General features: G+C 42.6%; 17 protein-coding genes. 4 read left to right on the forward strand and 13 right to left on the reverse strand.

What is annotated here, in order from left to right:
• Nucleotides 1–471: 471 nt before the first annotated feature.
• The 8 genes from C900_RS28185 to C900_RS06930 form a co-directional block, all read right to left on the reverse strand.
• A complete protein-coding gene (locus C900_RS28185; protein WP_009578984.1) occupies nt 472–2,157 on the reverse strand; it encodes a sensor histidine kinase in 1,686 nt (561 codons plus the stop codon).
• Between the two features lie 618 nt (nt 2,158–2,775).
• Nucleotides 2,776–3,834 carry a bifunctional transcriptional activator/DNA repair enzyme AdaA gene (locus C900_RS06900; protein ID WP_009578985.1) on the reverse strand — a complete coding sequence of 353 codons (1,059 nt, stop codon included), beginning with the start codon at nt 3,832–3,834 and terminating at the stop codon, nt 2,776–2,778.
• A 1-nt stretch (nt 3,835) separates the two neighbouring features.
• Nucleotides 3,836–4,603 (reverse strand): isocitrate lyase/PEP mutase family protein, encoded by a 768-nt coding sequence (locus C900_RS06905; RefSeq protein WP_009578986.1) that lies wholly within the window; start codon nt 4,601–4,603, stop codon nt 3,836–3,838.
• Between the two features lie 258 nt (nt 4,604–4,861).
• Nucleotides 4,862–5,383, reverse strand: a complete 522-nt coding sequence (locus tag C900_RS06910) for a M23 family metallopeptidase (protein ID WP_040495993.1) — start codon at nt 5,381–5,383, stop codon at nt 4,862–4,864.
• Nucleotides 5,384–5,860: 477 nt separating this feature from the next.
• Nucleotides 5,861–6,277 carry a VOC family protein gene (locus C900_RS06915; RefSeq protein ID WP_009578990.1) on the reverse strand — a complete coding sequence of 139 codons (417 nt, stop codon included), beginning with the start codon at nt 6,275–6,277 and terminating at the stop codon, nt 5,861–5,863.
• Between the two features lie 232 nt (nt 6,278–6,509).
• Nucleotides 6,510–7,409, reverse strand: a complete 900-nt coding sequence (locus C900_RS06920; RefSeq protein WP_009578991.1) for a phosphate/phosphite/phosphonate ABC transporter substrate-binding protein — start codon at nt 7,407–7,409, stop codon at nt 6,510–6,512.
• A gap of 241 nt (nt 7,410–7,650) precedes the next feature.
• On the reverse strand, nt 7,651–8,109 hold the full coding sequence (locus C900_RS06925) for a hypothetical protein (RefSeq protein ID WP_009578992.1): 459 nt from the start codon (nt 8,107–8,109) through the stop codon (nt 7,651–7,653).
• 272 nt (nt 8,110–8,381) lie between these two features.
• Nucleotides 8,382–9,596: an S-adenosylmethionine:tRNA ribosyltransferase-isomerase gene (locus tag C900_RS06930; RefSeq protein WP_009578993.1), complete on the reverse strand. Its 1,215-nt coding sequence runs from the start codon at nt 9,594–9,596 to the stop codon at nt 8,382–8,384.
• Between the two features lie 73 nt (nt 9,597–9,669).
• Between C900_RS06930 and C900_RS06935 the strand changes: the two genes are divergently transcribed.
• The 3 genes from C900_RS06935 to C900_RS06945 all read left to right on the forward strand — a co-directional run bounded on the left by C900_RS06935 (nt 9,670) and on the right by C900_RS06945 (nt 14,104).
• Nucleotides 9,670–10,758, forward strand: a complete 1,089-nt coding sequence (locus C900_RS06935) for an o-succinylbenzoate synthase (protein WP_009578994.1) — start codon at nt 9,670–9,672, stop codon at nt 10,756–10,758.
• A complete protein-coding gene (locus C900_RS06940) occupies nt 10,755–11,492 on the forward strand; it encodes a VIT1/CCC1 transporter family protein (RefSeq protein ID WP_009578995.1) in 738 nt (245 codons plus the stop codon). The genes C900_RS06935 and C900_RS06940 overlap by 4 nt, the downstream gene beginning before the upstream one ends.
• Before the next feature lie 146 nt (nt 11,493–11,638).
• A complete protein-coding gene (locus C900_RS06945; protein ID WP_009578996.1) occupies nt 11,639–14,104 on the forward strand; it encodes an ABC transporter permease in 2,466 nt (821 codons plus the stop codon).
• Nucleotides 14,105–14,178: 74 nt separating this feature from the next.
• Here the strand turns inward: C900_RS06945 and C900_RS06950 are convergent, their stop codons facing one another.
• From C900_RS06950 to C900_RS06960, 3 genes are all read right to left on the reverse strand, one after another.
• Nucleotides 14,179–16,701 carry a CHAT domain-containing protein gene (locus tag C900_RS06950; RefSeq protein WP_009578997.1) on the reverse strand — a complete coding sequence of 841 codons (2,523 nt, stop codon included), beginning with the start codon at nt 16,699–16,701 and terminating at the stop codon, nt 14,179–14,181.
• A 1-nt stretch (nt 16,702) separates the two neighbouring features.
• On the reverse strand, nt 16,703–17,656 hold the full coding sequence (locus C900_RS06955; protein WP_157493927.1) for a hypothetical protein: 954 nt from the start codon (nt 17,654–17,656) through the stop codon (nt 16,703–16,705).
• Nucleotides 17,657–17,746: 90 nt separating this feature from the next.
• On the reverse strand, nt 17,747–19,150 hold the full coding sequence (locus C900_RS06960) for an alanine/glycine:cation symporter family protein (RefSeq protein ID WP_009578999.1): 1,404 nt from the start codon (nt 19,148–19,150) through the stop codon (nt 17,747–17,749).
• Between the two features lie 113 nt (nt 19,151–19,263).
• Between C900_RS06960 and C900_RS06965 the strand changes: the two genes are divergently transcribed.
• On the forward strand, nt 19,264–21,231 hold the full coding sequence (locus tag C900_RS06965; RefSeq protein ID WP_009579000.1) for a tetratricopeptide repeat protein: 1,968 nt from the start codon (nt 19,264–19,266) through the stop codon (nt 21,229–21,231).
• Here C900_RS06965 and C900_RS06970 read toward each other — a convergent pair.
• Both C900_RS06970 and C900_RS06975 read right to left on the reverse strand, forming a co-directional pair.
• Nucleotides 21,221–22,291, reverse strand: coding sequence for an agmatinase family protein (locus C900_RS06970; RefSeq protein WP_009579001.1), 1,071 nt, complete (start codon nt 22,289–22,291; stop codon nt 21,221–21,223). The genes C900_RS06965 and C900_RS06970 overlap by 11 nt on opposite strands.
• Before the next feature lie 45 nt (nt 22,292–22,336).
• A complete protein-coding gene (locus C900_RS06975) occupies nt 22,337–22,837 on the reverse strand; it encodes a SixA phosphatase family protein (RefSeq protein WP_009579002.1) in 501 nt (166 codons plus the stop codon).
• Between the last annotated feature and the right edge of the window lie 28 nt (nt 22,838–22,865).

Raw genomic sequence — 22,865 nt, forward strand, 5'->3', positions numbered from 1 at the left:
CAGCAAAACGGGTTTGGTTATGTAACAGCGTTAACTCAACTGATGCTCTTATTAAGTAGTGTCTCTAAGAAAACGTCAATGTCTGCGTTATGCTCGCCCCAAAAATGTTCTTCCCGACAACTGTAACAACTGTACGGGACTCCGCTTTTTGGCACTTCACAAGCCTTGACCTTAACGTTTTCTTAAAGCCACTATTTAATCAAACGTTTCTTACCATTCGGCTGAGGCGAGTTTAGAACTATACTTCTTCTTCTTAACCCAAACCTGTTTAGTCACTATGGATACCCGAGTGACTGTTGGAAGATATCCTAATCAAAAAGTGCAAGAGAATAGAAGAAAATCCTGAAAACTGATGTTTTAATTGAAGAACGGTTTCCCAGGCAGGCTTATTGGTGTTTGTTTTGGTTTTTCGGCTGCAGTTTTGGAGAGGCTAAAGATTATTATTGTCTATGTGAGCCAACAATCTTCATTTTATCTTCTGATTTTATTGGTTTTGTACTCTTTATCTGGTGTTACAGGGGTCATGTTCGGTATCTCAATTTCGAACGTAGTGAATTTGCCCAGTTCGGAATTCACTTTAATTTTACCTTGCAGCTTGGATACGGTTTCCTTAGTGATGTACAGGCCTAGACCAGAGCCTTTGGAATGGTGTGATGCTCTGTAAAAAAGATCAAATATCCGTTCCAGGTGACGTTTTTCAATACCAATGCCATTATCTTTTGCTATAATGCTGGCCTTTTTTGCAGAAGTTTCAATTCTCAGAAATACCAATGAGAATTTCTTTTCCGTATCCTGATATTTGATGGCATTTGACAGGAGGTTGTGCAATAGTACTCTGATGCGATTGCTATCGGAGTAGAAAGGAATGTCATCTTGTATCTCTATATTAATTGTTATGCGTTCTGCGCCAGGCATATTCTGCAAGGTTTCTTCGGTTTCATTGAGGAGCTTATAAAAGTTGATCTGTTCGTTTTGAATATCTACCCGGCTGTTTTGTGAATAATTCAAAATGTCTTTAATGAAATAATCAAGTCGGCTAATACAGCTTCGCATCATCTGCAGATATTGCTGATGCGAGGGTGACAGCTCCTCTAGTTCTGCAATATTGATCAGCCCGGATAGTGTAGTTAACGGGGCGCGCAGGTCATGCGATACACTATAAACAAACCGGTCGAGTTCGTGGTTGGTCTTTTGGAGTTCTTCAAACTGGACTTTCAATCTTTCCTCGGCCTGCTTTCTTTCGGTGATGTCTTCCAATGTACCCTCATAGTGCAAAATGCTCCCTTCATCATCCTTTACAGTATGTATGTTGGCGCGGACCCAGAGTGTTTTGTTACTTTTTTTCTTAACTTTTATTTCAACACTTTTAGCCGCCCCTTTGGTTTTCAACTGACTGGCGAAATACGACCTTTTTTGAGGATCAGCATACAACAATTGGCTGAAATCTGCTATGGTAGTGATCATTTCGTCAGAAGTCTTAAACCCAAACATTTTAACCATAGATGGATTGGCCATCAGCAGGCGCCACATTGGAGTAGCCTGAAAAATACCTTCAAGCGAATTTTGAAATATCTGATGATACTTTTCCTCTGCATATTGTATTGATTTTTCCGCCTTTATTCTCTCAAGTTGTTCTATCTTTTTGTTACTTTCCCTGAGCAGCAGAATATTATATTTGAGGTTGAGTAGATTTACAACTTGTTTTGCAAGCTTTCTGAGAGAGTCAAGTTGCTCATCATTCAGCTTCCCCGGCTTATTATCCAGTACAGATAATGTTCCTAATTTGTACCCATCGGTGGTAACCAGGGGCATTCCGGCATAAAAGCGGATATTTGGCTCTCCGCTGACCAGTGGGTTATCAGCAAACCTGTCATCCAGAAGAGCATCTTCCACCATGAAAATATCATTATAATGGATTGCGTGGGCACAAAAGGAAATGTCTCTCGGGGTTTCTTTAAGGTTTAATCCTTTTCTCGCCTTAAACCATTGACGGTCTTCGTCCAACAACGTGATAAGCGCCATTGAGGTGTTGCATACCAGTGCTGCCAGATGAACAATATCATCAAAGTCCTGCTCGTTTTCCGTATCCAGTATATGGTATCTACGAATGGCAGCCAACCTTTCCTTCTCATTTTCTGGTATCGGACTTATTTTCATCTGACCCCTTGTTGTTTAGCACCCTTGCTTTAAAATAACTAAAGTCGGGGACATTTGGTAGCATTTTCTGATAGTTTAAATTATTTAGTGTCTCTAAGAAAACTCACAATTTATCGTCATCCCGAGACTTAACATTTTTCACAAAATGCACAAAATGAGATGACGAATTGTTCTGTTGCAAAACTGCAGCGAAAGAAATGGGATATCAACTTGTTACAAATCAAACATGTTGAATAATACGTCATCGGTAGGTGTCAAACAACTAAACCATCACGTCATCCTGGAATTTTCGTAGAGCAACGGAGAAAATATTCAGGATCCCCCTGAGCTGTTGGCAGAGGCTGAAGTTCAGTCACAGCCAGTAGCGAGGAGATCCCGGATCTTCACTACGTTTAATCCGGGATGACGGTAGGTGGTGAATTGAATAATTCATTGACTATCAGAACGTTATTAAAGCTTGTCATTGGTGGCGAAATGTGGCAATCTCCTCTTCTTTGGCGTGCATTAAGAGGAGATTGCTTCGATTCCTCCCCGTGGCACGCTCCATAGCCGTCAAGCTAAGAGACATTTAGCCCCAGAGGGTGAATTAACTCAATACAAAATCAAACCTACCTGTCCCTATTGATTTGAATATTTTGCTTCATGCTCCAGTAGCCATTTTTTGCGAGGTAGTCCACCTCCATAACCAGTCAACTGGCCATCAGAACCTATTACACGATGGCACGGTATAATGATAGAAAGCCTGTTGAAGCCATTGGCACGTGCCACTGCCCTGATAGCGTTAGGCTGATTGATAGCCATTGCCTGTTCCTTATAGCTTCTGGTGCCTCCATAAGGAATGTCCGTTAACTGGTGCCATACCTTTTGCTGAAATGTTGTGCCTGGTATTATCAGGGGTAGATCAAAATCTTTTCTGGATCCATTAAAATACTCCAACACTTGCTTTCTGGCTTCTTTTATATGATCGTTCTTTCCGGCAAGCATAACACCCTTTAATCGTTTGGCCAGGTCTTTAAATTCAAATTCGAGCATCCTGCGATCGGTAAACTCAAGCAGGCAGATACCTTCATCTGTAGCGCATATGAACATTGGCCCAAGAGGGGTTGAGAACCTGTCGATATAGATGACATTTTGGTTTTCTGCCTCTTCCGGTGCTACTCCAATAATATTCTTAAAGGCGTAACCAAAGCCGCTAAGCGATTCATACCCTGAATCGAAGGCACTTTCAGTTACCCTGGTGCCATGCTTCAGGCCTTGGAAGGCACTATTGATCCTGATCATCCGTTGATAGGCCTGAAAGGTAATGCCGTGATGCTTTTTAAACCACCTTCGGATGTTCTCGGGACTGTGCCCAAATCTCCTGATATCACCGTCTGTTATTTTTCTGTCGGGTTGGTCTGAGACCATCTTAATCAGCTTCTTTATTTCCCCGGGCGGCTCATCCACATGCTCAGTTGGCCTACATACTTTGCATGGTCGAAAACCATGTTGAAGCGCTTCCTGAGAAGTGGTAAAAAACAACACATTTTCCAGCTTCGGTTTACGTGCTCTGCATGTAGAGATGCAGAACACACCTGTTGTTTTTACACATACATAAAAGCTACCCAGATATTGGCTGTCTCTATCTATAAGCGCCTGGAAGAAACGCTGGATCTTCTTATTCTCTGCTACCAGCATGTCAGAACAATGGTTTAAACGACTGATACACCTTTATTGCCTCAGCGGTCTCTTTTAGCTTATTCGCCATATGAGAATGTACAAAATTTCCCATGCTTATCCTTTTCACGCCAAGTTGTGCCAGTTCATTAAATGCGGGCAGATCAGGCATACACATTACATTCACCGGTAAGCCGGTGTTGCTGACAATTTCTTTTATGTCGCCACTATTCACAATGCAGGGGACAAACACTCCATCCGCTCCGGCCTCTTCGTAGATGCGTACTCTTTTTTTTGTTTCAGCCAAAGCCTCAGGAACGGGTAGCAGGTAGGTATCTGTTCTTACATTTACAAATATGTCTGTTTGTTGCTCATGAAGGAGCTTCTTTATTGCTGCTATTTTTTGTCCGAAATCATCAGCAGGCAGTATTTTACGTCCATTTTCTATCACAGAGTCTTCAATGTTAATACCAAAGGCGCCTATGTCGTGAAGTTTTTTTATGTTGCTTACTATGCCTGATATATCTCTGTCGTATCCGCCTTCTATATCTACGGTAAATGGTATAGTCACCTTAGCGGCTATTTTCTTAACCATGAAGAGAAGCTCTTCAAATGGCATTTCTTCTCCGTCTTCATATCCGAGGGTGTGAGCAACGGCAGCGCTTGAAGTACCTAACGCACTAAATCCCAGATCTTCCATTGTTTTAGCGCTATTAACGTCCCAAACATTAGCCAGAAGAAGTGGGGTTGACTGAAGGTGCAGGTTTTTAAATGTTAAATAATTCCTCATTGTTTAGTTTTTTTAAGCAAATCTGCATGGTTGAGCTCTTGCGAACAACCGAAAAATTGACAAGTATTTTTTATTTATAATGAATGTGTGTGCGGCAGCCAGGTGTTCAGGCCTTGTGTGGACATCTGCTTTCATAGTCCTGAAATAGCCGTTGCGAATGTAAAGAAAATAACCTCGAGTGACAGCAGTATGTCAGTAGTCTTACGAGTCTCATAATAATTTTCAGGCTCGAGGTTATAGCTCTCCTTTTTTCTCAGATCACCGGACAGCTTCACTTAAATATTCAATTGGGTTAAGGTAGAACATTTTCTTCCATCCTTGCCTGTCACCATCAATTCGCCATACATATGGTAAGGGTGTGACTATGGAATAATGCAGGTGAGGCGGCTTTCCGGTAGCATTGCCACTGGTACCCACGGTGCCGATCATGTCACGGCTGGTGAGCCATGAAAAAGTAGAAGTATTTATTTTTTCAAGATGAGCATAATAGTGCAATCGCCATTTCGGGCCCAGCACGAGAACGACATTTCCTCCAACCTTTACTGAGCCTGCATAAATCACCAAACCCGGTGTTGAAGAATGTACGGGAGTGCCACCAGAAGCGAAGATATCTACCCCCTTATGTGTCACAGACCTGCCCCAGGGATAATACCAAAATGATTGGCCATTGTAGTCTTTGCTTGTTGCCCCTTTTACAGGCATGATGCAGTGCTGCGGAAGCAGAAAGCCTGCGACAAGGATAAGTATGAAGAATAGGGTAATTTTTTGTCGTTTACTCAATGATTTATTTTCGATGATGGATATTACAATACCTACGGAAAAACATTAGTCAGGGTTAATTGGAGTAAGCGAGGTTGTACATTCAACCCTTCTTTCTGCAATTTCCTTTTTCAATTCAATAAGCCGTATTCTCAAGTTATGTTCATCAAGGATCCAGGTGAAAAAATTGGGGACCTGAGAAGTCAAAAGTTGGGCTTGTTTTACACCTCACCCAAAACAGGCTGAAATACTTGCTCAGTAGAATTGCCCACTCCTCAACGGCTACTCTATGCGGAAATATAAGATGCTGAATGCACGTAGAGTCGATCCTTCTCCCCAAAGCCTTAAAGCCTTCGGGATAGGATGCCGTTTATTTTTAAGCGTTTTATATCGAACTCACGTTGAGTTACGGCTATGCCTTTCACAGTCTGATTGGTTTTCGTTCAGGAGGAATGTGAAAAATTTATGCATGGAGTAGTCCTTAGGAGAGAGGTTTGATTAGAGGGGAGGCTGGTCTTCTATTGGCCCGGTTGGCTCGATCAAATCCCATAAGTTGCCATATAGGTCTTCAAATACCGCCACCTTGCCATAGGGCTCGTTTGATGGTTCTCTCACGATTTCAATTTTTTGTTCAAGCAGATTTTGGTAATCCCTATCGAAATCGTCAGTGTGTAAGAAGAGGAACACGCGCCCTCCGGTTTGATTTCCAACCCGGCTTTTCTGCTCTTCACTGGCTGCTTTTGCCAGCAGCAGACCGCACCCTTGTGGGCCTTTCGGTTTTACCAGTACCCAACGCTTTGCTTCAGTTAACCTGGTGTCCTCTAATAAATCAAATTTAAGTTTTTGAGTATAAAAAGCGATGGCCTCATCATAGTCTTCTACTACTATCGAAATGTGTGCTAATCTTTGATTCAATTTAATGAGTTCTTTACTTGAAATTTCTATTTAGTGTCTCTAAGAAACATCAATGTCTGCGTTATGCTTGTCGCAAAAATACTGATCCCGACAGTATTCCATACAGTATTCATCGGACTTTAACTGAAAATTACAACCATTTCCAATCTATCCGGGGGTGCAGGAGGACAAAGAGGAGCTCAGCCGATTGAAGCCCGGAAAGTTTAGTTAGTGTTTGTAAGAAAACTTCAAGTTACTCTTTTTCGATCGCTTCAAACATCGCTTGATAATCTTCATTGGTACATTTCACAAAACCTTCCGTTCCGTATAGTGCAGTCAGTAACTTTTTGCCCTCAGCGGTCTTTGAAAACTTGATCATGGCCTGGCAAATCTGACTTACCAGATCTTCAGGTAACTCGTTACTAAACACCAATGGATCATTGGGTATAGGCTCTGTGAGATCTATGATCTTTACCTTTTCCTGAATATCAGGATATTTATGCAGTAGGAGGGCCCTGGCATCACGAATTTGCCCGTTCGGTCCGGGCTCCGAATAATAAGTGGCGCCTGCATCTGCTGTACCATTATATACCATTTCCACTACTGAATCATGTTCTTTACCATACAGGATCTCTCCGGGTTTCACTCCTTTGGCCTTCAGTATTTTTGCCGGATATAAGTAGCCGGATGTAGAATTACGGTTGGTGAAAGCAAAGCGCTTACCTGCTATATCCTCAATGGTGTTGACATTCTTGTCAGCATTGGCAATAATTTGCCCTCTATAGCTGGTTTCTCCGTACTTAACAGATTTTAATCTGGCATTAACATCATATTTATTTACAGCGGCAATGAAGCTTAGCGTGTTCATCATACCTATATGAGCTTTGCCACTACCGAAATCATGGATCATTGTTTCATGATCTCTGGGAATTACAGGCTCAATATGAAGATTTGTTTCCTTCCCCAGGAAATGGATCAGCTCGTCAGCTTTATCATTTAAAAGCGGTTTAGTTAATGAAGGGGCAAAATAAAATCTGATAACGCTGTGCTTTTCCGGGGCGCCCGGTACTGTTTTATTTTCAGTTGTATTAGAGCAGGAAAATAAAACAAGTGAAGTGAATATTATAATACTTATAGGATTTTGTGATTTCATATTGCGGATGGATAAGCTACAATATAATAATTTTGTGTTATAAGAGAAAAAGAATTGAGGACTAAGATCATGGAGTCCAACATTTGTAAGTTTTTTGTGATTAAATGAGTTTTATGATAGCGGAAGTACAATACAACGGTGGAGGGTTATTTATTTGGTTTGAGGGTGTTTAGCTCCAATATTGGTTTGCAAGATCAGGGGAAAACAAAGTGGCTTCTTTGTGAATAATATGAATTTCTGATCAGTCCGGTGGTATCCAACCTATATTGATTTGCTCGATCAATTTACACAACAAATCTTTTACCTTCACTTCGGTCAAATCGATACATACCACTGTGTCCACCGTGTAGCGGTCTGTGTCTGCAATTGTTGAAGCAAACCAGAAGCCCTCTTCCAGGTTGTGGTGAGATGTAGTGATTGGTGAAGTTTCGAGTATAGACGGTACTTCAACAGCAGACCAGGCAATTTCCTCATCAAAATATTCTTCGGATAGCTTCGATAACTCGCCTGAACAACATATATATGAGGCATTTCTATCCAAACAAGCATTAGCAACGATTGGAATCAATTCTTCATCACCTTCATGGGCTACAGTGAGCGCTATCCAATTACTTTTGGGTAGCAATTTGCTCCAATCCGGATTGTTTCTGGTCTGGACGTGATAGATCTTGCGATTTCTGATTATTCCTAGTAGTTGCATTTATGTGTATTAATAAGAACTGACGGAATACCTAGGTTTTGGGTGCCTCTGTCATCTATCATTATAATCCAACCTTCAAATATACATAATGCAAAATAGAATAATTTTTTGATGTTTTATAATTCCGAATTAAAATTTGTATGCAATATCGTTGTTTAAGACTTATAAAGACATCTCAAATTATGATCAAAGCTAACCATATCAATCATAGTTTAAGATGATATTTTTGATTTGGGTTTCATTATTCGTTTGAATTACAGCCTCGTAATAGTTCAAGGCATCAACAACGAACTATCCCCATAGCTCAAAAACCGATATTCATTATCTAAAGCTTCCTTATAAACTTTTCTCCAGTCTTCACCAATAAAAGCAGCAACTAATAAAATGAGTGTTGAGCCGGGCAGGTGGTAGTTCGTAATCAGTCCTTTACATACTTTGAATTCATATCCCGGGAAAATGAATATCTCTGTGTTTCCGATGATAGTATGCAGGTTATTCTGCTGCATCCAGCGCTTAATAACTTTGAAAGCTTCCTGCGGTTCAGGAAGCCTGGCGCAGTCAAACTCGTAGGGGAGAAGCTTTTCAATGATGAATTTGGCATCCTTTTTTAACAATATCTTTACTCCGTACCAATACAGGCTTTCCAATGTACGCATGGAAGTTGTGCCTACCGCAATAACCTGATCATTGGAAAGCAGCGCATCGATGTTGTCCATGGTTACCACTATTTGTTCAGAATGCATGGGGTGATGAAGCACATTTTCTTCCTTTACCGGTTGAAATGTGCCCGCACTTACATGCAGCGTTAAGTAATTTAACGAAACACCTTTAGCCTTCAGGTTTTTGAGTATCTGGTCACTGAAATGCAGGCCTGCAGTCGGAGCAGCCACAGCCCCGGCATGGTGTGAATAAATGGTTTGGTATCGTTCCTTGTCCTCATCACTTACTTCCCTGTTGATATACGGGGGGAGCGGTATCTTACCGGCTGCTTGTATGATATCAACAAATGTGTGGTCACCACTCCATTCAAAGGTAACTAGCTGTAGGCTTCGGTCTGCCACAAAGGCTTTTAGTGTTACTTCTTCATTCCCAACGGGAAGAATGAGGGTGAGCGCCTGATCATCCTTCCATTTTTTAAGATTGCCTACCAAGCATTTCCACTGACAATTGTCTTTTACCCACATAGATTGGGCTACATCCCTGGTGGGTGATACCGGCTCTAGTAAAAATACTTCAATATGTGCCCCGGTCTCTTTTTTAAAATGCAGGCGTGCAGGGATCACACGGGTATCGTTAAAGAACAAGGAGGTATTTTCCGGGATGTGCTTTTCCAACTGGTGGAAATGAGTATGTTCAATATTTCCTGTCTGGTAGACGAGCAGTTTGGAATCCTTACGTTCTTTTAATGGAAACTTTGCTATTCTTTCCTCGGGCAGGTCGTATTTGTAGTCTTGTAACCGTATTTCAGGCAGTTCTTTATCCAACATAGTGCAAATATAGGGCGAGGGTATTGATTAACTGGGATAATTCTTTCAAATTGTGGCACACTAAACCAACACTATGCCGTTAAAAACATCCTTTCAACCCTACACATTGGAGTTTAAGTTTGATGCCGGCACCTCGCGTGGTGTGCTGAGAGAGAAGGAAACGTGGTTCATCAAGGTTTGGGATGAGGCTAATCCGAAGATATTTGGTTTGGGAGAAGCGGGACCGCTTAAAAAACTCAGCATTGATGATCGGGAAGACATGCACCAGCAACTGGCTATCATCCTTCGGACCCTTGAAGGCAGGGAGCATCCAAAGAGTGAAGAGGAAATATACCAGATTGCCAAGGAACTGGCAGGGAGGGATTTTCCATCGGTACGTTTTGCATTGGAGACTGCACTGCTCGACCTGCTGAATGGAGGAGAGCGGATCATCTTTAAAAATGCCTTTACCAGTAGTGGCCTGAAGATCCCTATCAATGGCCTTATATGGATGGGGCATACCGACTCCATGTTGTTGCAGATCACGGATAAGGTGGCGGCTGGGTTTGACTGCATAAAAATGAAGATCGGATCTATGGATTTTGAGAAGGAGTGTGATATTCTGGATTACGTACGTAGAAAATATTACCAAAAGGAACTGTTGATAAGGGTAGATGCTAACGGAGCATTTAAAGTGGAAGAAGCTCTTAGTCAGTTGCACACCCTGAGTAAATATAAAATTCATTCAATAGAACAACCAATAAAAGCAGGACAACCTGAAGCAATGCGCAAGCTTTGCGAGCAATCACCCATTGGGATAGCCTTGGATGAAGAATTGATAGGTGTATATAATAAAAGTGAGAAAGAGGCGCTGCTTCGCGAAATCAGGCCCCATTATATAATACTGAAACCAACTCTGGCAGGTGGCATAAGATCCTGCATAGAGTGGGTTGAAATTGCTGCTGCTATGAACATCGGATGGTGGCTTACCTCAGCGCTTGAATCTAACATTGGGCTGAACGCCATCTGCCAGTTGGCGGTGCATCTAAAGGCAATCAGCTACCAGGGCTTAGGCACCGGACAGCTTTATTATAATAACATTCCTTCCCCTCTGAGCGTTGAAAGTGGTCACATTGGTTATAATTCACATGTCCAATGGGATTTAAAAGACCTGACGTTATGAAACAGGCAATTTCTGAGAGTAGGCTGCATCAGGAAGGAAAGCTATGGCTTTTCGATAAAAACTATATTTCGGAATTTGTTTACGGAGGAATTGATGGCGCCATAACCACCTTTGCGGTAGTTGCCGGGGCGGCAGGAGCTAACGCTGACCTGTATTGGGTGTTGATTTTCGGCTTTGCCAATCTTATCGCAGATGGTTTTTCAATGTCTGTAGGAAATTTCTTTTCAGTGAAAGCCGAACGGGACAATTTTGAAAAACACAAAGCTATAGAGTACTGGGAGATAGAAAACCTCAGAAACCGGGAAGTACAGGAGATACGCGATATATATGCCGCTAAAGGTTTTAAGGGAGAGCTATTGGAGCAGGTAGTAGCCGTAATTACTGCTGACAAAGATGTGTGGGTGGATACCATGATGAAAGAGGAACTGGAAATGACTAAAGACGATAAAACCCCGTATAAAACAGCAGGCGCAACCTTTTTATCATTCAACCTGGTGGGTGTTATTCCATTGCTTTCCTATGTGATGGCAGTTTTTGTTGATATTGATAAAGACAAGCTTTTCCTTACCTCCTGTATCGCCACCGGGTTGGCATTGGTCATTGTTGGTTATCTGAAAAGCATTGTTACACAAAAGAGGGTGTCGGTGGGTATACTGGAAACGCTGGCGCTCGGAGGACTGGCCGCTTTTCTGGCTTATTATGTGGGAGTTGTACTGGCAGCATATTTTCTATAGCCAATAACTACCTGTAACAACGGTGGAACTAAATCTTACATTCTCTTGAAAATCCGGGAACGACATATTAATTTATAGAATAACCCAACCGCCCCGTAACCTTTTTAGATTAGTAGAGTCTTTTCTGTAACTCAAAATAAATAGTTATGGTTAAAAACTACCTCAAAGTCGCCCTAAGGAGTATCCTTAAAAATAAGATCTTCTCTTTTGTTAATATTCTTGGCCTGGCCATAGGAATTGCAGCTTTTCAGTTGATCATTCAATATGTTCATTTTGAGTTGAGCTATGATAAGTTTGTGCCCGGAGTGGAGAATATTTACCGGGTTACACTCAAGCAATACCTCAACGGAGAGTTGGTGACCGCTTCGGCCGAAAACTACCCGGCTGTGGGGCCTGCTCTGAAGGCTGAGCTTCCTGAGGTAACGAGCTTTGCAAGATTGTATAACATGGGGTATAAGAATAATTTGGTGATCACCTATGAAGATGCGCCAAACGGACCGGTGAAGTATAAGCACAGACACTTTTTGTATGCCGACTCTTCCTTTTTGCCCATGTTTGGATATGACATGATACATGGTGATGCAAAAACAGCCCTTGCGGAGCCGCTCTCGGCTGTCATTTCCGAAAAATATGCGAAAATGTACTTCGGTAATGAGGATCCCATAGGGAAGATGCTCCGTCTGCAGGATGATGATTTTAATGATGAACTATGTAAAGTAACGGGAGTATTTAAGGATCTGCCTGAAAATACTCACTTGAAGTTTGACGTGCTCTTTTCTTATAAAACATTGTTTAACAGGGGCGATTGGGCTCCCGGCAGGTATGATGGATCCTGGCAGCGGAAGGACATGTATACCTATGTAGCTTTGGAGCCCGGAGCTAATCCTGCTGAGGTGGAGGGCAAGCTACCATCAATAATCCGCAAACATGAGCCGGATAAGGAGGCGGGCAACCGGAAGGATATTTTAAAGCTGCAGCCTCTGGCAGACATTCATCTATATTCCCAACTTGCAGACGAGGCTGAGGCGAACGGCAATGGAAGTAATGTCTACTCTCTGGGGCTGATCGCTTTTTTTATACTGGTGATTGCCTGGGTTAACTATATTAACCTGGCAACCGCTAAGGCCATGGAGAGAGCCAAAGAAGTAGGGGTCAGGAAATCGATCGGTGCATCAAAAGAGCAGCTTATGCGCCAGTTCCTCATTGAGTCTGCCATACTAAACCTGGTAGCTTTGTTGCTATCGTTTGGTATTGTAACCCTGGCCTTGCCGCTGTTCAATGCTACTTCCGGGCTTTCACTCACCTTTTCGCAACTTTTCCAGCCATGGTTTCTCGCAAGCTGTTTTCTGATATGGATGGCGGGATCATTGCTTTCCGGTTTTTACCCTTCATTCTTTTTATCATCATTTAAGCCGGTAAGTGTCTTGAAAGGCGCATTAAGAACTTCCGGAAAAGGGTCATTCTTACGCAAATCACTGGTAATTTTTCAGTTTGTAGCTTCCGTGACACTTATTGCCGGTACCATTATAGTATATAATCAGTTGTCGTACATGATGAACAGGAATATTGGAATGAATATAGATCAGGTGCTGGTGGTAGAGAGACCTGGCGTGGCGCCAAAAGATAGGACCGTTTATTCGTCTAATGTTGATGTATTCAGAGATGAGGTACTTACAAACCCTGATGTAAAAGGGATAGCCACCTCCGTAACCATACCCGGTAAGAAGAGGGAATATAAAACTGCTATAAAAAGATATGGCCGGGGTGATGCCGATGCTGTAACGCTCCGCATTAATAGTATGGACCACCATTTTATCGATGTGTTTGGTATGACACTTCTGGCCGGCAGGCCCTTTTCTCCCGATTATACCAGTGATCCGGATACTTCTATTATATTGACAAGCTCAGCAGCAAAACTTTTGGGGTTTAAAACACCGGAAGAGGCTGTGGGGCAAACGTTGTCTATATCAGATTTTCAGTGGCATCCAATAGTGGTAGGTGTAGTCAATGACTACCATCAGGAGTCGCTGCAGAAGGCCAAAGATCCTATTGCTTTTTACTGCACACTTTATGGGGGCGAGTTCTATTCCATAAAGATTGACACCAAGAATATTGATCAGGCCATTGAGCATGTGAAAGCCAGTTGGGCAAAGGCCTTCCCGGGTAATCCGTTTGAGTACTTCTTTCTTGATGACTATTTTAATCGCCAGTATGAAAATGAGCAACAGTTTGGGAAATTGGCAGCTTCTTTTGCAGTTATTGCCATTATTGTAGGATGCCTGGGCCTGTTCGGGCTGTCTGCGTATACCGCACAGCAAAAGACAAAGGAGATAGGCATCAGGAAAACATTGGGATCATCTAATGGTGGTATCTTTTTCCTGCTTTCGAAGGACTTTATCAAGCTTATTATCATCTCCATAATTGTGGCTGTTCCGCTTACTTACTATGGCATGGACAAGTGGTTAAATGGGTTTGCTTATAGAGAACAGATTGGGCTGTGGATATTTGTTGCCGCAGGCGGTTTGGTGATCCTGTCGGCTCTTGTCACAGTAAGTTTTCAAACCATTAAAGCCGCCCGGGTAAATCCTGTGGATGCTTTGCGGTATGAATAATATTGCTGCATCGAATTCTTTCGACTCTGGAAGCATTTTTATCCCAGGTCAACGGAGACTTTCCTGCTGTCTGGTTACTCTCCAATAAGTACAAAAGGTGCCCAATAATATGGCTTGCTATATTCTGATGAGCTATTGATCATATCCAGTTTGGCTTTTTGCAAGGCTTGGCTGAAATTGGCCCCTGAGAGATTGTTGTAAAAACTGGTCATAAGATCAGAGGTTGAAGCGTCAGCAACATTCCATAACGAAACCACTACATTATTTGCCCCGGCATAGAGCAGGGCTCGCGAGAGACCAATAATGCCCTCGCCTTTAGATATTTTACCGAGGCCGGTTTCGCAAGCTGACAAAGTGACCAGATCGGCTTCTAATTTCAGATTATAGATCTCACCTGAGTAGAGATTTCCGTCATGGTCGGACGTTTCTTTCAGAAAAATTCTGGACAAAGCGGGGTTGGTTTCATTGACAACCCCATGAGTAGCAAAGTGCAGGTACCGGTACAGGCTCAGGTCTTTTGACCGGATAAGCGCTTCACTGGCATCTGCTTCTAACAAAATCTCAGGATCTATGCTTTTGCCTGTAAAGATATTTTGAAGCTTATTTACTTCATCATTGGTGGCAGGCAGGTCGCTCAAATTCTTAAAAGTGACGGGTGCACAGAGTAGAGCATTACTCTTTCCTTCGGACAAAGGCTTGTTTTTATTCTGAATATAAAGGGCCGCGGCATACTGATAACTAACCGCATACCCTTTAGCCAGATAGTTATTACTGCTGTAATCTAAGGCAGACTTGGAGGATTTTGTAAGAAGTGCCTCGAAAGGAATAGTTCCCAGACGCCCGGATGGTATAACCACAAGGGACTTAATGTTTTTGCCAGGAGTAGCAGGGAACAAAATGTTATACAATTGACTTGCCGTAAAGTGGTATACATCATCATCTTTAAAGTAAATGCTGTTTCTCAGTCCACTGATATACCTGTTAAAATTCTCTGTTTGAGGTACATTGTCTGCCCGGAACTTATCTTTGGTCATCTGATAAATATAAAGCCTTTGATTTCGGTCAGCGATAAAGTAGCTGATCAGGCTGGTTTGCTCACCCATACCTTTTTGTATTTCCTTAACCGTTGGTATGTGTACATTGTACTTTAGATTGAAGTATTGAGGATACTCCGTTTCTAGAGATTGTACAAAGCGGGAATAGCGCTGTTTTAGCTCAAACAACTGCTGGCGATAGCGCTTTTCAGTTTCTTCATCAGGCTTTTGCGCCAACTTTTGTTCGTAATAAGCTATTTCGGATTGCAGCTCACTTTCTTCAGCCAATTTTTCATCCGGTATATTTGCATACGATTTTGCCGAGGCATTAGAAATGGCTTCCAGAAGCACAGCCGCTTTGCTCTTTTCTGCAAAATAGAATGACAATTCGTAGTAAGGGTCTTTTTTTACAGAAACCTCAGCCATGTAGTGACATAGCCTTACACCGTTTTCATACACCTGAGAGGCTACCTCCCCCAGGGCTAGCTTGTCCGCTTCATTAGTACTTATCTGCCTCAGGTTATCTATTAAACTATCGGCAGATTGCAACGTGCTGAGGCTGTACTTCAGGTCTTTGAATTTTAGAGAGTAGCTCAGGTGCAAGTCTTCAAAAGCCTGAGCCTTGTAGTACAACGAGTTAAGAAGGGTATTGGCATTGAAATATTGATTCACAGAAGGATTGGTTTCAATGTTTTGATCATCAAAATAAATGGAATTAGCGATCAGAGCCCGCTGGTATTCACCAATAGCCTCTTCGAACTTGCCTCTGATATTGTATATGTTACCAATAAGGTTATAGGTGCTGGCCACTTCGGGATGCTTCTGACCATAGTGTTTTTTGTAAATGGCCAGAGCCTTTCCATAGTGGAGTTCGGCCGCATCCATGTCACCCAGAAGTTGATAAGTTCTGCCGATATTGGTAAGTATAAAGCCTTCATTGGGGTGGCCTTCCGGGTGGAGGGATTGCCATATTTTAAGAGCGTCATTGAAATGGTTTTGAGCATCGCCATAAAACTCCATCTGACGATAAATGATGCCGATGTTAGTTTTTGACTGTGCTATTTTTCTATGCTCTTTGCTTTGATATAGCTTCTCATATATGGCAAGGGATTTTTCGTAATTTTCCAGGGCGGCATCTTCATCTGTTGATACAAGACCCAGATCGTTGTAGGAGGCAGCAATTTTTTCATGAGTATTTCCGTAGATCTTTTTTCGAATATTCAGCGCCTGAAGGATATACTCCTTTGCCTCATAATAATTACCGGTATTCCAAAAAACCAGTCCCAGGTTATTTAAGGCTGCAGCCTGATCTTCTGTGTCTTTTTTTGATTGCTGAAGCGCCTTTTCGAAGAATTGCATCGCGAGATCATTCCTTCCCTTTTGCAGGTAGACCTCACCGATCACAATATTGCAGGCAGCCTCCGGAGTCTTAATTTCTCTTATGGCTTCTACAGCAGTTTCAATGTCACCATTTTCCAGCAGCGTTCTCAACTGATTGCAATTGGTCTGTGCCTGTAAACAAGCGGCAGTGAAAAGGAGGATGAACAAGAGGCGGTAGTGCATATCAGAATCTGATTACATAAGCCAAAGAAGCGACATCCTCACGGGTCAGGCCATCTACATTTACATCACGGTCAGTAATTTTACGGCCGATCAGCAGCTTTACAGAGTGGAAAGTGTTGAAGTGGTAAGCAACACCCAAAATAGCAGACAACGCCATACCCGTGGTATTGTCCAGTTTCACCATTTCATTGGTATCAATGTCGCGAATTTGATCTTTGGTTATTCTGAAAATAGGCAATAGGCCTATCCGAATGTCCAAATTAGAAAAATGGAACGCCCTTTCGGCACGAAGCATTACATCAGTGCCTCTTTTCAGGTCGTTGGCCAGGTGGTTATGGCGCAAATAATCCTCGCTGGGGTAACCGGTCCATTCTTCAAAACGAAAATCGTTATCGTTGTTATGCACCACAGGCACTTGTACACCTGCTGCAAACATCCATTTTTTGCTAATGAAAGCAGCCCCGGCTACTACATCCCAGGTGCCCAGGCTGGTTTGGTAGTACATGGGAAGCTCCGCGTCCTGAAACGATGTAAATTCATTGCTTGCCTCAAGAGTGGAATTATTCGTAGGTATTTTACCTCCCAATGTAGCGTTGATATGATATTTTTCGGTTGACTTGATGTTGGATGTTACACTGTAGGAAATATCTCCCAGGGAGGAGGTTTCTCCCAGGTTACCATTTACCCACTGATATGGAATTTTTACCTGGAATGACGTTTTTTCCGTAATTCCAAAAGTAAAGTCAAGCGTTGTCACATTGATTACGGGAGTGATCTTTGTTGTCCCGCGATATTGATTGACCTCTAATGCCCGAAGTTTAAAATTGATCTTTTGGCTGTATACCTGACTGGGACGCATAGCACCCATAGTACAAAAGCCCGCATCGCTGCACCCCTGTCCGTAACCCTGGAAGGTAGCAGCACTTAAAACCAAAGCCATTAACAATCTTTTCATGATCTTCACAATCTACTATCAATTTATAAAATAAATCAGAAATATCCTGCATACCAACGTGATACAGTTTTATCTGCTGTTGTTCACCTTTTATTGACCTGATTTTAACCTGTCAAAATATTCATTTGCGGCCTTTTTTACTTTTGGCGCCAGTAAAAGGGCAGATATAACTGTAGGTATGGACATTAATGCAAAGGCTGAATCAATCAGGCTTATTATCGCTGCCAGAGAGGAAACAGCTCCATAAAGTACAGTGAATACATAGATATAGTTGTAGTAATGAGCTTTGTCAGCGCCTATCAGGAAGCTCATACATTTCGTTCCATAGTAAGAATAGGAGAATAGTGAAGTAATAGCAAAAATTAATATACAGACCATCAGAATATAATGGCCGAAACCAGGGAAGGCAGATTGAAATGCATTTGCTGTAAGGGTTACTCCATTGCTATCGGAAGTCTGCCACACCCCCGTGATCAATATGGTCATAGCGGTAAGCGTACATACAACAATAGTATCGATAAATGGGCCCAGCATGGCCACCAGTCCTTCGCGCACAGGCTCCATGGTTTTTGCGGCGCCATGTGCCATAGGCGCTGTACCAATACCTGCTTCATTGGAGAAAGCTGCTCTTCTGGTACCTAAAACTATTAATCCGCCCAGTGCACCACCGAAAAGGGCATCTCCGTTGTAGTTGTCGGCAGTAAAAGCATTGGTAATGATCAATTCCAGGTAATGAGGTACTTCGGAGATATTCATTATTAATATTATCACCACTGACACGAAATATAGCACAACCATTCCCGGTACCATTTTGCCGGCTACCTTGCCTATTCGCTTAATACCTCCAAAGATCACTAGTGAGATAAATGCCAGTATTCCCAAGCCGATAAACAGGTCTGTGGTGTTGAAATGTATCGGCCCATAATGTACCATCTTGCCGGTGATCCCGTTCGGAATAAGTACAATATCCTGAATAGCCTGTGTAAGCTGGTTAGCCTGAAATATGGGGAGGCATCCTATAAGGCCAAACACAGCAAACATCACCGCCAATGGCCTCCAGCTCTTGCCTAAGCCTTCTACGATTACGTACATCGGTCCACCCTGAACCTCTCCGGCTGAATCCTTCCCACGGTACAAAATTGATAGTGTACATGTGAAAAACTTTGTGGCCATGCCCACAAAAGCGCTCACCCACATCCAGAAAATAGCCCCGGGGCCACCTACGGCAATGGCGACTGCGACACCACTAATATTGCCCATGCCCACTGTTGCAGCCAGCGCAGTAGATAATGCCTCAAAGTGGTTGATCTGCCCGGGATCATCAGGGTTATCATATTTCCCCCTCAGTACATTGATAGCATGAAAGAAATATTTGAAAGGAATGAAACGCGAGTATATTATAAAGAACAAACCTCCGCCCATTAGCAGGAAAAGAAGCGGCATACCCCATATCCAATTGGCGAAATTAATGATCAGGTTTTCTAAATATTTCAAAACATGTGTATTTTGTAAGATCGCTAAGATATAAATTATTCACGCTCATAAAGGAATAATTTGCAAATTTGCTTAACTTTTAATGTAACAGGCGTACTAAAACGCTAACCTAAATGACTATTTTTTTATCTGCCATTTTATTTCTGTTTATTCAATTTCCTGTCGTAAATCCGACAATTGATAGTCTTCAACAACGATCAGAACAAGCCTCAGACAAGGAGAAGGTAATTCTCCTGAATGAACTTTATAAACAATACCTGAATAACGATCCTGCGAAAGCATTGGAATATACCCGGAACGCCCTGGAACTGGCTGGGGAGATCGGGGATCAAAGCGGCATGGCTTCATCTTATAATAATATTGGGGTTCTACATAAGAACAAGGGAGATCTGGATGGGGCCCTGGAGCATTACTTTAAAGCTTTGCAGATACAGGAGAAAAATAAGTTTACAGATGCGATAGCCTACACTTATAGCAACATAGGCACGGTATATTCTCTGAAAGGTGAATATTCAAAGGCACTTGAAAATTTCAACAAAGCTAACGACCAGTTTGTAAGCATTGGGCACACCTTACGGGCCATTGGCACTACCAATAACATCGGTAATGTCTATGAAGCGCAAGGTCAATATGATGAGGCGCTTAAATATTATCTCCGGTCATTGGAGCTATATGAAGAGTTGGAAGATAATTCCCAGGCTTTCGTTCCTTTCAATAATATTGGTAATATATTTTTTAGCAAGGGCAAGTATGATGCGGCAATGGCTTATTATGAAAGCGCCCTTGATCTTGAGCGTATAAATAATGATCTCAACGGTCAGGCTAACGCACTGCATAATATAGGTACCATCCATAAGGTGCGGGGAAGCTTCCAGGCTGCATTGGATCGTTTTAATGAGGCGGTTTCACTCGTACAGGAAACCGACAATAAAAGATTGCTGGCCATCATCTATCAATCTATTGCTGAAACCTATTTTTCAATGGGAGATACCTTTATGGCATATAGCTTTTTGCGACTGAATAATCTTGCCAAAGACAGCCTGTACAACCAGGAAAGCTCCAGAAGAATAGCAGAGCTGGAAAATGCCTATGAATTGGAGAAAAAGGAAAATGAGATCAGGGCATTAAAAATGGAAGCCCAGCTTCAAAGCCTTCGTATCAAAAATGACAATATTATAATGCTGGCCGGGGTGATCATTTCATTGCTGGGTGGAGGGCTCACATTGGTAACATTAAAGCGATACAAGCAGATAAGAAGGAATAAATATTTGTTGGAGAGGCAAAATGTGGCGCTTGAACAGCAGAAGCTGATCATCCAGGATAAGAACCAGAGTATTACAGAAAGTATAGACTACGCCAAGAGTGTACAGCGGTCTTTGCTGCAATTTCAGGTCACCCCTGAGAAGCTCTCCAGGTCATTTGTCTACTTTAAGCCCAAAGACATTGTTAGTGGCGATTTTTTCTGGTATGCAGAAAAGGACGATTTTGATATTGTGGCAGCGGTAGATTGTACCGGACACGGTGTAGCCGGGGCTTTTATGACCGTTATCGGTATTTCGTCATTGGAGCAGATCATTAACAGGGAAAAAATATACGAGCCTGCCCAAATTTTGGAACGTTTGAATACGGAGGTAAGAAATGTACTGAAGCTTAGAGCTAACAGTGGTACGGATCATGGGATGGATGTGGCACTATGCAAGGTGGATTTCAAAAAAGAAGAAGTGATTTTTGCCGGAGCCAACAGGCCGTTGTATTACTTCCGGCAGGGTGTTTTTGATGAGGTAAAGGGTACCAAGCGCACCATAGGAGAGGAGCTCTTCGCTACCGGAACAGCCTTTGAAGAGCATCATATTCCGTTTGGAGCTGCTGATACGTTTTATCTTACTTCAGATGGTTTTGCCGATCAGTTTGGTGGTGAAAAAGGTAAGAAGTATATGGTTGCCAGGTTAAAACAATTGCTGAAAGAAATACAATCGCTCTCTATTCAGGAGCAAAAGCAAACGCTTAGCCAAACTATTGTTAAATGGCAAGGTAATGAAGAGCAAACGGATGATATTCTGGTGATCGGCTTTAAGCTGTGAAGCTCAATTTGCCTTGAGATACAGCCATTATATTTCCCATCTGGTAAAGCAGCCGTGCACCCACATTGGCATCCCAATCGTCTTCCCCGGGTGATACCTCATTAAGATCAAACCCTATGATCGTTCTGCCTGATCTTACCACTTGTTTGAAAAGGTAGATCACCTGGTGGTACTCAAGGCCGCCAGGTACAGGTGTGCCGGTATTCGGGCATAATTTCGGATCCAACCCGTCAATGTCAAAGCTGATATACACTTGTTTCGGCAGGTTTTTAATAATTTTCTTGCAAATAGCCGCCCAGGTATCGCCTTCAAGCTGTGCATTTTTTAGGTCTTCATCATAGAAGGTCACCACTCTTCCCTGCGATTGATTGATATATTCTACCTCTTCCTCACAGAAATCGCGGATACCTACCTGCACCAGCTTAGAAACCTGCGGTACCTTTTCCAGAGCATTATACATGATAGATGCATGTGAGTAGGTGAAGTCTTCATAGGCCTTTCGCAGATCTGCATGGGCATCTATCTGTAGAATACCGAAATTGTCGTGCTGACTGGCAAGCGCGGAAATCAAGCCAAGAGGAGTACTATGGTCGCCACCGAGCAGTGCCACCATTTTTCCTTTTTCCAGTTGCTTTAATGCCTGGGACCGAACATATATATTGAGCTTTTCACACACCTCGTTGATGGTAGTAGGTATCACTTTCAGGTCATCCGATATCCATTCCTCTTCGTTCTCTTCCAGCCATTTGATGTATCGCGATGCAAGGTCGCGAAACTTCTGATTTTCTTCCTTAAATTTTTCCGATACCGGTAGCATGCTTATCCCCAGTTTCCAGGCATCGGGGATGTCTTTGATAAAGAGGTCGACCTGTGTAGATGCATCGAGGATAGCCTCCGGCCCCTCAGCGGTGCCTGCGCTATAGGATACGGTCACCTCCCAGGGCACCGGTATGATAATCAGTTCCGCATTGTCGTTGTTAAATGGCAAGCCGAAAAGATTTCCGGAAACACCCGGGGCATTGGGGTCGAAATTGGCAATTATTTCCTCTTTAGTAATCATAAAAGCAGTGATCCGTTTTTAGGCTACTAAGGTATTGAGAATTTATCAAAAGTTGAGCAAATCAGGATATTCATAAGACATGAATGTGCCTGTTCCTTCAGACAACATTGACCACTTGTCGAAGTTAAATTCTATCTGTACAACACCACAGGTAGTCATGTCTCCGATCTCCCATTTGGTCAGGTATTCGGCCAGATAACTGACTGTAGGGTTGTGTGCTACAAGCAGCACAGTGTTCCATTCGTCTTTTAATTGGTTGACAACCTGTAAAAGGGTACGTACCGATGCTTCATATATCTCAGGGTTCAGGTGTATTTTGGACGTATCATATTTTAGTTGCTCTGCAATTAATGTTGCAGTGGACCGCGCTCTCTCTGCAGGGCTGCTGATAATAATATCAAATTGCATATCCTTGTTGCTAAAGTTCATACCCATCCTCGTGGAGTTTTGCAACCCCTTCGAGTTAAGTTGCCGGTCAAAGTCGGTCTCACCGGGTTGCTTTTCCATTGCCTGGGCGTGCCTTGCGAGAAATAAAGTTTTAGCCATAACTTTCTAAAATAACTGTTGTTAATTT

This window comes from Fulvivirga imtechensis AK7 (genome assembly GCF_000331535.1).
In the GTDB taxonomy this organism is placed as follows: Bacteria; Bacteroidota; Bacteroidia; order Cytophagales; family Cyclobacteriaceae; genus Fulvivirga; species Fulvivirga imtechensis.